The sequence below is a fragment of the Micromonospora sp. CA-249363 genome (assembly GCF_050950185.1).
Taxonomy (GTDB): Bacteria; Actinomycetota; Actinomycetes; order Mycobacteriales; family Micromonosporaceae; genus Micromonospora.
Genome location: NZ_CP192020.1, coordinates 2,156,725 through 2,168,814, shown reverse-complemented (window position 1 = coordinate 2,168,814; position 12,090 = coordinate 2,156,725). Strand labels below are relative to the sequence as shown.

Annotated in this window: 12 protein-coding genes and 1 riboswitch; of the genes, 8 read left to right on the top strand and 4 right to left on the bottom strand. The window is 71.7% G+C overall.

What is annotated here, in order from left to right:
• Positions 1-73 precede the first annotated feature (73 nt).
• The gene (locus ACQPZK_RS09985; RefSeq protein WP_433538023.1) at positions 74-583 is read right to left on the bottom strand and encodes a mycothiol transferase; all 510 of its coding nucleotides are present in this window, start codon (positions 581-583) and stop codon (positions 74-76) included.
• A gap of 78 nt (positions 584-661) precedes the next feature.
• Between ACQPZK_RS09985 and ACQPZK_RS09980 the strand changes: the two genes are divergently transcribed.
• Positions 662-1,177: a 2'-5' RNA ligase family protein gene (locus ACQPZK_RS09980; RefSeq protein ID WP_433538022.1), complete on the top strand. Its 516-nt coding sequence runs from the start codon at positions 662-664 to the stop codon at positions 1,175-1,177.
• Positions 1,178-1,378: 201 nt separating this feature from the next.
• The gene (locus ACQPZK_RS09975; protein ID WP_433538021.1) at positions 1,379-1,564 is read left to right on the top strand and encodes a hypothetical protein; all 186 of its coding nucleotides are present in this window, start codon (positions 1,379-1,381) and stop codon (positions 1,562-1,564) included.
• A gap of 7 nt (positions 1,565-1,571) precedes the next feature.
• Here ACQPZK_RS09975 and corA read toward each other — a convergent pair whose 3' ends face one another.
• On the bottom strand, positions 1,572-2,702 hold the full coding sequence (gene corA, locus ACQPZK_RS09970) for a magnesium/cobalt transporter CorA (protein WP_433538020.1): 1,131 nt from the start codon (positions 2,700-2,702) through the stop codon (positions 1,572-1,574).
• Between the two features lie 71 nt (positions 2,703-2,773).
• Here corA and ACQPZK_RS09965 point away from each other — a divergent pair, with 71 nt between their 5' ends.
• The 4 genes from ACQPZK_RS09965 (at position 2,774) to ACQPZK_RS09950 (ending at position 7,738) form a co-directional block, all read left to right on the top strand.
• A complete protein-coding gene (locus ACQPZK_RS09965; protein WP_433538019.1) occupies positions 2,774-4,843 on the top strand; it encodes an amino acid transporter in 2,070 nt (689 codons plus the stop codon).
• A gap of 86 nt (positions 4,844-4,929) precedes the next feature.
• A riboswitch (SAM riboswitch) is annotated at positions 4,930-5,041 on the top strand.
• Positions 5,042-5,384: 343 nt separating this feature from the next.
• Positions 5,385-6,188, top strand: coding sequence for an ABC transporter substrate-binding protein (locus ACQPZK_RS09960; protein WP_433538018.1), 804 nt, complete (start codon positions 5,385-5,387; stop codon positions 6,186-6,188).
• 39 nt (positions 6,189-6,227) lie between these two features.
• Complete coding sequence (locus tag ACQPZK_RS09955) at positions 6,228-6,998, top strand: amino acid ABC transporter permease (protein WP_433538017.1); 771 nt, start codon at positions 6,228-6,230, stop codon at positions 6,996-6,998.
• Positions 6,995-7,738, top strand: a complete 744-nt coding sequence (locus ACQPZK_RS09950) for an amino acid ABC transporter ATP-binding protein (protein WP_433538016.1) — start codon at positions 6,995-6,997, stop codon at positions 7,736-7,738. Before ACQPZK_RS09955 ends, ACQPZK_RS09950 begins: the two co-directional genes overlap by 4 nt.
• Before the next feature lie 10 nt (positions 7,739-7,748).
• Here the strand turns inward: ACQPZK_RS09950 and ACQPZK_RS09945 are convergent, their stop codons facing one another.
• Both ACQPZK_RS09945 and ACQPZK_RS09940 read right to left on the bottom strand, forming a co-directional pair.
• Complete coding sequence (locus tag ACQPZK_RS09945) at positions 7,749-9,044, bottom strand: hypothetical protein (RefSeq protein ID WP_433538015.1); 1,296 nt, start codon at positions 9,042-9,044, stop codon at positions 7,749-7,751.
• Between the two features lie 137 nt (positions 9,045-9,181).
• Entirely contained in the window at positions 9,182-10,756 is a 1,575-nt protein-coding gene (locus ACQPZK_RS09940) for a Na+/H+ antiporter (protein ID WP_433538014.1), read from the bottom strand.
• A 497-nt stretch (positions 10,757-11,253) separates the two neighbouring features.
• Here ACQPZK_RS09940 and ACQPZK_RS09935 point away from each other — a divergent pair, with 497 nt between their 5' ends.
• Positions 11,254-11,703, top strand: coding sequence for a hypothetical protein (locus ACQPZK_RS09935; RefSeq protein WP_433538013.1), 450 nt, complete (start codon positions 11,254-11,256; stop codon positions 11,701-11,703).
• On the top strand, positions 11,700-12,086 hold the full coding sequence (locus ACQPZK_RS09930) for a hypothetical protein (protein WP_433538012.1): 387 nt from the start codon (positions 11,700-11,702) through the stop codon (positions 12,084-12,086). Before ACQPZK_RS09935 ends, ACQPZK_RS09930 begins: the two co-directional genes overlap by 4 nt.
• Positions 12,087-12,090: the final 4 nt, after the last annotated feature.

The following is a 12,090-nucleotide window of genomic DNA, read 5'->3' as shown; positions in this document are numbered from 1 at the left end:
TCCCCTCCCGCATCCCCGTAGGGTCACCCGCGCCCGGGTGAGCGGGAGTCACCCGGATCGGGTGAACCGCGGGTCAGCGGGCCTCGAGGAGGCCCCGCACGTAGGCGGCCTGGCCGGCGTGCTGCGTGTCGTCGTCGGCGATGCTGACCAGCCGTACGCCGAGGCTGACCGGCGGGTCCCACGACTCGTCGACGATCCGGTCCAGGTCCGCCGGGCGCAGGCCGGCGAGGAACGATCGGGTACGCGTCGAGACCGCGCCGTAGTAGTCGATGAGCGCCTGCGCGCTCTCCGGCCGTACCCCCGCCACCTGCGTGGGCGTGTGACCGTAGCCGGTGTCGTGCGGGTCGGCGACGAGCCCGAAGCGGCCCGCCCAGTCGCCACTGGTCCAGATCTGCTCGGCGTCGAGCAGGTCGGCGACGTGGTGGTCCTGGACGCGCGTCAGGTGCCAGACCAGCCAGCCGACCGAGTTGGCGCCCTCGCCGGGCGCCCAGCGCAGCTGCTCCGGCGTGAGGCCGTCGACCGCCGCGCGGACGAGGTCGGGCAGCCGGTCGTACGTCTCGATCAGCAGGTCACTCACGTCCACGGGTACGCCTCCTGGTGGGTTCTGGATCACCGTACCGCCGGCCGCCGACGGCCAAACCTCGGCCGCTACCGTGATCATGTGGTCGCGGCGCTGGAGCTGTATCTGGACCCGGACGCCACGCGGCGGATCCGGGTGCTGTGGGACGCCCTGGAGGTCGAGGGCGTGCAGAGCATGCGCTCGCTGCTCCAGCAGCGCCACCGCCCGCACGTGTCCCTCGCGGTGGCGCCCCGCTTCGACCCCGAGCAGGTCGCCGAGGCGCTGCGCGGAACAGTCGTGGCGGCCCCGCTGCGCCTCGACTTCCAGCACGCCGGGCAGTTCGTCGGCCGGGTGCTCTGGCTCGGTCCGACGCCGACGGCGGAGCTGCTGGCGCATCACCGGCTGGTGCACGGCCGGCTCGCCGCCGCCGGAATCGGGCTGGTCGAGCACTACCAGCCGGGGCGCTGGGTGCCGCACTGCACGCTGTCCATGCGGGTGCCGAACACGCTGATGGCCGCCGCGGTGCGTCGCTGTCTGGAGGTACTGCCGCTGGCGGCGACCGTGGTCGGCGCGGCGCTCACCGATCACGCGCGCGGCATCGCCCACCCGCTGGGTTGAGCTTTCCCAATTGTCGGGCAAGTTGTCCGGTTTGGCGGGCGTGAGTCGGGAAACCGAAAACAGGGGGTGCGGACGCGGCCTGACGTGGGATGGTTCGACGTGGATGCCGTACCGGTGGCGACCCGCGTTTGCGGGCCGCCCGGCCGGGCGCGGGGCACACCGCGCCGCCCGCGACGGCTTCGACGAGGAGAGGCAGGGCCCATGCAGGCTCAGCGCAGGCCACCGCGGAGCGAGCGGAGCCAGACCAAGCAGGACCGCACCGGCGGCGGCATGACCGGTGCCGCCACCCCGCTGACCATCTGGGCCGCCGCCGTGCTGCTCGGTCGCATCGGCGCCGGCGACGACGACATCGAGGACGAGCGGCACATCCTGCGCGGCATCGAGTGAGCGTCGTTCAGAGCCAGCCGCGGCGCTTGAAGACCAGGTAGAGGGTGCCGCAGACCAGCACCATGAGCAGGAGCGCGAACAGGTAGCCGAAGCGCCAGTTCAGTTCGGGCATGTGCACGAAGTTCATCCCGTACACGGTGCCGATCAGGGTCGGCGCGAACAGGATCGCGGCCCACGACGAGACCTTCTTCAGCTCCTCGTTCTGCGCGTAGCTGGCCGCCGTGAGGCTGCGCATCTCCTCGTTCTGCTGCTGCGAGACCAGGGTGGCGTTGACGGTGAGGATGTTCTGCAGCAGGTGCCGGAACCCGTCCACCCGCTCCACCACCTGGGTGAGGTGGTCGGTGACGTCCCGCAGGTAGCGGCGCAGTTCCTCGTCGGCGCCGTAGCTGCCCGCGCCGGCCGCCAGCGAGTCGAGCATGCCGAGCAGCGGGCGGGCGGCCCGCTGGAACTCGATGACCTCCCGGCTGAGCCCGTAGATGCGCCGGCTGGCGTTCGGGTCACCGCCGAACACCTGGGTCTCGATCTCGTCGATGTCGTTCTCCAACCCGGCGACCACCGGCGCGTACCCGTCGACGACCTGATCGAGGATCGCGTACAGCACCGCCTCGGGGCCCCGGGCGAGCATCGGCGCGTCGGCCTCCATGCGGCGTCGTACGGCGGCCAGGTCGGGCGCCTCGCCGTGCCGGACCGTGACCACGAAACCGGGCCCGATGAACAGGTGCAGCTCGGAGAACTCCACCTCCTCCCGCAGGTCGTCGTAGCGGGCGGCGCGCAGCACCACGAAGAGGGTGTGCCCGTACCGTTCCAGCTTGGGCCGCTGGTGGGCGTTGATCGCGTCCTCCACCGCCAGGTCGTGCAGACGGAACTCGCGCGCCAGTGACGAGATCTGGTCGATGTCGGGCCGGTACAGCCCGATCCAGGCCATCGCGTGGTCCTGCGTCTGAAGGCAGGCGTACGTGTCGGCGAGACCGGCCGGTGAGGCGAACCGGTGCCCCCGGATGTAGACGGCGCTGTCCACCAGACGGCCGGCGGACGGGCTCCCCGGCCGCGTCGGCGGGACGGCCCCGACCCGCGCCTCGTGCTCGTCGAGCTGGCGGCCGAAGCCGTCGCCCCGGCGGAAGCGGCGGCCACCAACCACGAGCCCGCTCCCCTCCCGGCGCTGCCCGACCCGGGGTCGGGACGGGGGGCGCTGCTTCCCCGGTGCGCCAGATGCGAAACCCGGGGCCCGGGGCCGGTGCTTCCGACGGGCGGGTTCCGCACACCGCCGGACGGACGTCGTTCGCGCGGCGGATACTCGCGGTGACCATGGGCGGGACGGGGGTGACGCGGTTGGAGGGCAACACGCGTGCCGGCCGGCGGACCGACCGGTTGCGGCGCTGGCTGCTCGCCGACGGGTCGCAGCAGCCCGTGCCGCAGGGACTGCACGTCCGCCCACGAAAGGATCGGCACCACCCCTGGTGGAGGGTGATGTGCCTGACCGGCGTGGACTACTTCTCGACGCTGGGCTACCAGCCGGGCATCGCGGCGCTGGCCGCCGGGGCGCTCTCCCCGGTGGCGACCCTGGTGCTGGTGCTGGTGACGCTGCTGGGCGCGCTGCCGGTCTACCGGCGGGTGGCGGTGGAGAGCCCGCACGGCGAGGGCTCGATCGCGATGCTCGTACGCCTGCTCAGCTACTGGCCGGGCAAGCTGTTCGTGCTGGTGCTGCTGGGCTTCGCGGCCACCGACTTCATCATCACCATCACCCTGTCCGCGGCCGACGCCACCGCCCACATCGACGAGAACCCGTTCCTGCCCGGCGGCCTCAAGGGTCACGAGGTCATCCTCACGCTGCTGCTGGTGGCGCTGCTCGGTGCGGTGTTCCTCAGGGGGTTCGGCGAGGCCATCGGGATCGCCGTCGTCCTGGTCGCGATCTACCTGACGCTGAACGCGGTGGTGATCGCCGACGCGCTGTGGCGGGTGGTGAGCCACCCGAGCGCCGTCGGGGACTGGACGAACGCCCTGACCACCGGACACGGCGATCCCCTGCTGGTGGTCGGGCTGTCCCTGCTCGTGTTCCCGAAGCTGGCGCTGGGCCTGTCCGGTTTCGAGACCGGGGTGGCGGTGATGCCGCACATCCGCGGGGACCGCCAGGACTCGGAGGACCGGCCGCTGGGCCGCATCCGGGGCGCGCGACGGCTGCTCACCACCGCCGCGGCGACGATGAGCGTCTTCCTCATCACCAGCAGCGTGACCACCACCGTGCTGATACCGCCCGAAGCCTTCCAGCCGGGCGGGGCGGCCAACGGCCGGGCGCTGGCCTACCTTGCCCACCAGCATCTCGGCGAGGTGTTCGGCACCGTCTACGACCTCTCCACCATCGCGATCCTCTGGTTCGCGGGAGCGTCCGCGATGGCCGGGCTGCTCAACCTCGTACCCCGGTATCTGCCCCGCTACGGCATGGCGCCGACGTGGGCCCGCGCGGTCCGGCCGCTGGTCCTGGTGTTCACCGGCGTGGCGTTCCTGATCACGATCGTCTTCTCCGCCAGCGTCGACGCGCAGGGCGGCGCGTACGCCACCGGGGTTCTGGTGTTGATCACCTCGGCGGCGACGGCCGTGACCCTCGCGGCGCGGCGGCGACGGCAACGGGGCCGCACGGTCGCGTTCGGGGCCATCGCGGTGGTGTTCGTCTACACGACCGTGGCGAACGTGGCGGAGCGCCCCGACGGTGTGAAGATCGCCGCCTGTTTCATCGGAGCGATGATCCTGGTGTCGGCGCTGTCGCGGGTGATGCGGGCGTTCGAGCTGCGGGTGGACCACGTCCAGCTCGACGAGCTGGCGACCGCGCTGATCGACGAGCGCTCCGGACGCCGCATCCGCCTGGTCGCGCACGAACCGGAGCGCCGCGACCTCGCGGAGTACCGCGACAAGCTGGCCCAGACGATGGCGGACAACGACTTCCCCGACGACAGTGACGTGATCTTCGTCGAGGTCCGGGTCACCGACCCGTCGGACTTCGAGACCGGGTTGCTGGTGATCGGCAGTGTGGCGCACGGCCGTTTCCCGGTGCTCAGTCTGGCCAGCTCCTCGGTGCCCAACGCGCTGGCCGCGCTGTTACTGGAGATCCGGGACCGCAGCACGCGACGCCCGCACATCTACTTCGAGTGGACCGAGGGCGGCCCGGCCCGCAACGTGCTGCGTTACCTGGCGTTCGGGCAGGGCGAGATCGCCTCGGTGACCCGGGAGATCCTGCGGCGTCAGGAGCCGGACCGGACGCGTCGACCCCACGTGCACGCCGGTTGACCTCCGCGCCGAGCGCCGGTCACCGTCGGTGAGCGTGGTCATATCGGCTGGACGACCGACCGGTCGCTGCTGCTAGCCTCGGCGCAGGTCATGAGCGCCAGCGCGAAGCCCCGGCTCGCTGGCCGGCAACCCTCCTCCGCGGTGGGGTGCCCCGGGTGAAGACCAGGCACCGGCAGGACGTCGGTGCAAGCGTGGCCTGGCACCCAGGTCAGCAACAAGACCCGGGAGACCGCATGCACATCCTCAGCCCCACACCACCGGCCAGTCGGCGTACGCCGGCCCTGACCCGGCGTCGTCACGTGGACCTGATGCGAATGCGCAGCGCGGCGTGTACCGCCGCCTGAAGCGCTAGCTCGCTCTCCCTCCCGCCCCACCCACCACGCGACCTCTCGCGTCGATCATGAAGTTGTTGCCGCCCGACCGGCGTGTCGCGGCAACAACTTCATGATCGACGGGGTCGACGTATCCCCATTTGGAGATGGCTGTGCGATTCTCGTTTGGTTTGAAGGTATTTACTGCTGCTGCTGTTGCTTTGGGTGCTTTGAGTGCTTGCGGCAGCGGTGGTGGCGGCGGGTCGGCGGGCAACGCCGACAACCCGTACGGCCTGGCGCAGGCCGGCGTGCTGCGGGCCGGCACGCTGACCGACGCCCCGCCCAACGTGTATCTCAAGGACGGTAAGTTCACCGGCTTCGACAACGACCTGCTGACCGCCGTGGCCGGCAAGCTCGGCCTGAAGGTCGAGTTCGTCGGCACCGACTTCTCCGCGCTGCTGTCCCAGGTCAACAACCACAAGTTCGACGTCGGCAGCTCCTCGATCACCATCACCGAGGCGCGCAAGAAGACCGTCGACTTCGGCAACGGGTACGACTTCGGCTACTTCGGGCTGGACGTGCCGGCCGGCTCGCCGATCAGCGGGTTCGACCAGCTCACCGGCAAGCGTGTCGTGGTGGTGCAGGGCACCGTCCAGGACGACTACGCCACCGGCAAGCAGCTCGACCCGGTGCGCGTACCGGACTACAACGGCGCGATCAACCAGCTCAAGGCGGGCACGGCCGACGCCTGGATCGCCCCGGCGGAGATCGGCGAGAAGTCCGCCGCCGACAGCAGCGGCAAGATCACGGTGGCCGCCAAGCAGCTCAGCCCGGCGCCGACCGCGTACGCCGTCGCCAAGGGCAGCGACAAGCTGCGCGAGGCGCTGAACAAGGCCCTCGACGAGGTCATCGCCGACGGCACGTGGAGCCGGTTGCAGGCCCAGTACTACCCGGGCCGGCCGATCCCGGCCGACTTCAAGCCGGGCAGCGGCACGGTGGTGGCGCCGTCGGCGTCCGCGTCGGCCGCCTCCTGATCCGGTGACGAGCGAGCAGGGCGGTAGGAGAGGCGAACGATGGATCCGTTGAGCACCCTGTGGGAGACGTTCTTCGACATCGACGCGATGCGCGAGGCGCTGCCCGAGATGCTGACCGTCGGGCTGCCCAACACGCTGATCCTGGCGGTCTCCGCCGCCCTGCTCGGCACGGTGCTGGGTCTGCTGCTGGCCGTGGCCGGCATCTCCCGCAGCCGGTGGCTACGCTGGCCGGCGCGCGTCTACACCGACGTCTTCCGGGGGCTGCCGGCCGCGGCGACGATCCTGCTGATCGGCGTCGGGTTGGCGCCGCTGGGCATGCAGGTGTGGGGGCCGGACCCGTACCCGCTGGGCATCCTCGCGCTGTCGCTGATCGCCGCCGCGTACATCGGGGAGATCTTCCGCTCCGGCATCCAGTCCGTGGAGGCGGCCCAGTTGGAGGGCGCACGGGCGCTCGGCTTCTCCTGGGCCGACGCGATGCGGCTGGTGATCATCCCGCAGGGCATCCGGCGGGTGCTGCCCGCCTGGGTCAACCAGCTCATCGCGCTGATCAAGGACTCCAGCCTGGTGTACTTCCTCGGCCTGGTGGCCAGTCAGCGGGAGCTGTTCCGCATCGGGCAGGACTACGCGGCCACCACCGGAAACGAGTCCGCGCTGTTGCTGGCGGGCCTGTTCTACCTGGCCTTGACCGTCCCGCTGACTCACCTCGTCAACTGGATCGACCGGCGGCTGCGTGAGGGCCGGACCACCGTCGCGCCGGACGAGGAAGACGAGCCCACGCTCACCTCGGCCACCGAAGGAGACCGGCGATGACCACCGCCACGACCACCTCGGTCAGCCTGCGGGCACACGGCATCCACCTCGCCTTCGGCGCGAACCGCGTGCTGCGCGGCGTCGACCTGAACGTGCCGCGCGGCGCGACGGCCTGCGTGATCGGCCCGTCCGGTTCGGGCAAGTCCACCCTGCTGCGGACGCTCAATCGCCTCATCGAGCCCGATCGCGGCGACGTGCTGCTGGACGACCGCAGCGTGCTCCGGGACGACCCGGATGCGCTGCGCCAGCGGGTGGGCATGGTGTTCCAGCAGTTCAACCTCTTCCCGCACATGAGCGTGCTGCGCAACATCACGCTGGCGCTGCGCCGGCTGCGCAAGCTCGGCCAGGACGAGGCGGTCCAGGTCGCCCGCGCGCAGTTGGAGCTGGTGGGGCTCGCCGGCAAGGCCGACGCCCGACCCTCGCAGCTCTCCGGCGGTCAGCAGCAGCGGGTGGCGATCGCCCGGGCCCTGGCGCTGCGGCCCGAGGTGATGCTCTTCGACGAGGCCACCTCGGCGCTCGACCCGGAGCTGGTCAAGGGGGTGCTCGGGGTGATGGCCGACCTGTCCGCCGCCGGGATGACCATGGTGGTGGTTACCCACGAGATGGGCTTCGCCCGGCAGGTCGCGGACACCGTGGCCTTCATGGACCGGGGTGTCGTGCTGGAGGCCGGTCCGCCGGAGCAGATCTTCGAGGGGGCCGACCATCCCCGGCTGCGTCGCTTCCTCGCCCAGGTGCTCTGAGGGGGCGGCGTCAGCCGGCCTGCAGGCGCAGGTGCGTGGCGAACGCCTTCAGGTCGCCGAGCAGCTCCAGGATGGCGTTGCGGTAGGCGACCGACGCCCACAGGTGGAGTTCCTCGTCGTCCAGCCCGCCGAACGCGTGCGACAGCGCCTTGCGGCGACGCCGGTCGAGCACCTTGTGCGGGCGCGCAAGGAGGTCGCCCTCGCGCCGCAACGCCTGGAGGTAGGCGGCCACCGCCTCCTGGTAGTGCCGCCCGGCGACCCGCTCCAACAGGGTGAACTCGAAGACGTTCAACGCCGCCTCGGAATCCCAGTACGCGCTGTCGCGCACCGGCGCGCTCGCCACGTGCCGACCCATGGCGTGCCGGGCCTCGTAGAGCAGCAGCACACCCCGGCCGGTGGTGCTCAACGGCCGGCGCGGCGCCGGCAGCCGCAGCGTCCGCACCGGCGCGGCGGCGGTCAGGTCCACCGCGCCGGCGTACGTCGGCATGCGCTGCGTCGTCGGGGCCGGGTCGGGCAGCAGGCAGGCCAACTCCTGGTAGGGCACCGGACCGCCGGAGGGCAGGGCACGTACCGTCGCCGCGTGCAGCTCGCCCAGCGGCCGGTCGTCCGGGGCACGATCCGGCGCCACGGTGAGCACGAGACCGTTGGCACCGGGCACCGGCACGCCCAGCACGCAGGAGTTACGCAGGAACGCCCAGGTCGCCGCCGCCTCGCGGATGCCGCTCGCCACGGCCTGCGCGTCCGCGCGCCAGTCCTGGGCCATCCGTAGCCGCCGCACCAGGTCGGCGGCCGCCGCGCCGTCGTCCGGGTACAGCTCCCGCACGGCCCTGGGCAGCGACTCGAGGCGCAGCGCCAACGGGTCGCCGGCGCGGGCGGGCGCGGCGTGCCTCGGGCAGTCGGCGTCGGAGCGCGGGTCACCGTCGACCGCGTGGCAGTCGCCCAGCCAGCTCGCCCCGGGTTGTCCTGCTGGACGGGCGAACGCCAGGTGGGGCAACCGGCCGGTACGCAGGACCGTCTCGTACTGCGGCCGGGCACGCCCGGCCCGCAGCACGTCCAGCGGCAGCACGGGCGCGAGCGTCGCCACCGCGGCGAGGACGACGCAGTGCGGACAGGCGTCGAGGACCCGGTAGCGCCGGAGGTGGTCCACCCCGGGCTGTTCCCACTGGACGCCGACGACGGCATCCTGCTGCGCCATGAGGTAGAGGAACTGGGTGGCGACACGCTCCCGGGTGACCGAGGCCACCTCGTCGAGGAACTGCCGCTCGGTGACCACCTGCGGCTCGGCCGCGCTCGCCCCGGTGGTCATGGGCACCCCCTCACCGACCGAGCGCATCGACGAACGCCGAAACAGCCTCCACCGTACCCGCCGATGCGCGGCCCGCACGCCCCGATCGCGGGCCACGGCGGTGTCACCAATACGTCAGGGATCGGCGCCGGACCCGCTCAGTCGTTGGGTCCACGTCCCAGCAGCCGGATCTCCTCGTTGTCCAGCGCCGACTGGAGCTCCAGGAGCACCAGGTCGTCGATCTCCCGGCTGTCGCGCAGCCGGGTCAACTCCCGTCGCTTGTGGGCGAGGACGCCGAGGCGCAGCCGGCGTTCCAGTCGGCGTTCCTCCGCGGTACGTCCGCCGGTCTCGTCGATGTCGGCCAGGTGACGCTGGTACTCGGCCCGCAGCCGGCCTACGGCCTCGTCCTCGGCCCCGACCTCGGCGGCGACCCCGGGCAGGGCGTCCAGGCCGGCCTGGGTGGCGCGCCGGCGGGCGTGCCGGGCCTCGTCGACGCGCTCGGGGTCGCCGGGCAGCCGCGCCCAGCGCACCACCAACGGCAGGGTGGTGCCCTGCACCAGCATGATCAGGACGATCACCAGCGCCGTGACGAAGATGATCAGATCTCGCTCGACGACCGGCCGCCCGGTGACCGTCATCGTCGGGACGGCCAGCGCGGCGGCGAGCGACACCGCGCCCCGGAAACCGGACCAGCCCGCGACCGTGCCGACCCGCCAGCTCGGAACACTGCGTTCCTGCTCGGCCATCCGACGACGTCGCAGTCTCGCCGACTGTGCCGTCAGGAAGATGAAGCCCAACCGGGTCGCGACGACGACGAGCGTGACCGCGAGCACGATCAGTACGGCCCTCTGCGGCGAGGTGCTGACGATCCCGCGCACCGCCCGGGGGATCTGGGTGCCGAGCAGCACGAACAGGCCACCGTTGATCAGGAACGTGGACAGGTCCCAGAACGCGTACGCCAGCACCCGGGAGCGGGCACGGATCACCCGTGGGCCGGCGTACGCGAGCACCAGACCGGCGACCACCACGGCCAGCACACCGCTCGCGTGCACCGTGTCGGCGAGCAGGAACGCGGCGAACGGCGTCAGCACGCTCAGCGCGCCCTCGCGCAGCGGATCGTCGAGTCGCTTGCGGATCAACACCACGACGGCCCCCACCAGCAGGCCGGCGACCACCCCGCCGAGGCTGGCCCCCACGAACTCCTCGCCGATGCCCAGCGCCCCCGGCCTCGCGCTCTCGGTGAGCAGGCCCACGGTCACCGCGAAGACCACCAGGGCCGTGCCGTCGTTGATCAGGCTCTCCGCGTGCAGGGTGGTGAGGAGTTTGCGGGGCAGCCGCTTGGCCAGGCCGGTGACCGCGGCGGCGTCGGTCGGCGCGAGGACCGCGCCCAACACCCAGGCCGCCGCCGGATTGACGCCGAACGCCTGCGCGGTGAACGAGACCGTGACCATGGTCAGCACCACGAGCACCACGGCGAGCAGCCCGATCACCGGCAGATTGGCGCGGATCTCGCGGAGGCTGATGGTCAGGCTCTCCCGGTAGAGGATCGCCGGCAGGAAGATCAGGAGCACCAGGTCCGGTTCCAGGACCACGTCGGACAGCGGCGGCGCGAGCCCGAGCAGCACCCCGAACCCGATGAGCAGCACCGGCGGCGCGACCCGGTACCGGCCGCCGAGCGTGGTGCCGATCAGGACGGTGGCGCCCAGCACCACGATCAGGACGAGCACCTGCACGGCGTACCCCCCTCGATCGCCCGGCCGACGGCGGAGGCCGGTGGTTCCATCTGACCGCACGCCGGTGACCTGTTCCAGGGGAACCGGGCAAGTCGCCGCCCGCACGGGCACGCACCCAGGTCGCGTCGGCAGCGTGGCGTAGATCAGGTCTGGCCCTCGGCACGGCGGACACGAGGAGTTGGATATCCGACACTGAATGTAACGAGCGGCCGAAGGGCGGGCGGGCTACCGCAGGCGGCCCGGCAGCACTCCTGCAAACCGCCTGACCTGCGGAAATGTGACGTTACACCAGGTGGACGCCAACCGGTCAACGGTGATACACAGGCAGATATCGGCGACCAACGACGGCACGTCGGTCCCCTCTCTCGACCAATCGACCGTTCCCTACCGCCCCGGCTGAAGGACTGGTGCCATCCGGCAGCAGTCCGCACGTCACCCTCACCGGGCACCGACCACGGTCGCTGGCGGATGCGGGGGTCTTCGACCAGGGAGTCGCCGTGAGGTATCTGCGTATCCGGTCCCGCCACCAGCCGTACGAGGTCGCTGTCCTGACCACGGCACCCCTCTGCGGCATCATGCTGATGGTGCTCGATGTCCGACCGACCTCCATCCAGACGTCCATGCCGGCGCCCGTCCAGGCCGCCTGGGAGGTCGGTCTGATCGCGGTGGGCGTGTGCGGGCTGCTGGGCATCCTGTGGCCCGGACGGCTCTCCACCGGGCTCGGCATCGAGCTCGCGTCGGTCCTGGTGCTCGGCACGATCACCGGCATGTACGCGGTGGCCCTGTTGGCGCTGTGGAGTCAGCAGTCGCTGGTCGCCGCGTCGTTCGTCGTGGCGGTGGCGGTCGGATCGCTGTGGCGGGCCGCGCAACTCGCCGTCGACCTACGCCGCCTCGTCCGCGCATGTGAATGTCTGAGCTACGAAGAACTACAGGGAAGTGCCCCGTGAACACCTCGCCGGCCCCTGCCGCGCCACACTGGGTGCAGGTTGCACTCAGTGTGTTCGGCATCCTCGGCGGTTCGACCGGTCTCGCCGCGATCGCCACCGTGCTGGTGCAGCGGGGGAAGTTCAAGGCCGACGCCGCCGACACCCTCACCGAGGCCGCCCTCACCCTGGTGCAACCGCTCCAGAGCCGGATCACCGAGCTGGAGGGCGAGGCGCTGCACGCCCGCTCCGAGCTGGGGACACTGCGCGAGCAGGTCAACCAGTTGCAGTTCGTCGTCCGGGTGCTGACCCGCACGTTGGACCGGTGGCGGGCGGCGATCCGCGCGCCGGACGCCACCCTGCGCAAGGTACGCGCAGTGGTGGCGGAGTCCGACCGGCCCGAGTAGCACG

What these genes read in the sequence shown, in the direction of transcription:
- ACQPZK_RS09950 (WP_433538016.1), top strand. Translation starts at nt 6,995, where the DNA reads ATGACCACCGCCACGACCACCTCGGTCAGCCTGCGGGCACACGGCATC.
- ACQPZK_RS09945 (WP_433538015.1), bottom strand. Translation starts at nt 9,044, where the DNA reads ATGACCACCGGGGCGAGCGCGGCCGAGCCGCAGGTGGTCACCGAGCGG.
- ACQPZK_RS09965 (WP_433538019.1), top strand. Translation starts at nt 2,774, where the DNA reads ATGCGAAACCCGGGGCCCGGGGCCGGTGCTTCCGACGGGCGGGTTCCG.
- ACQPZK_RS09955 (WP_433538017.1), top strand. Translation starts at nt 6,228, where the DNA reads ATGGATCCGTTGAGCACCCTGTGGGAGACGTTCTTCGACATCGACGCG.
- ACQPZK_RS09975 (WP_433538021.1), top strand. Translation starts at nt 1,379, where the DNA reads ATGCAGGCTCAGCGCAGGCCACCGCGGAGCGAGCGGAGCCAGACCAAG.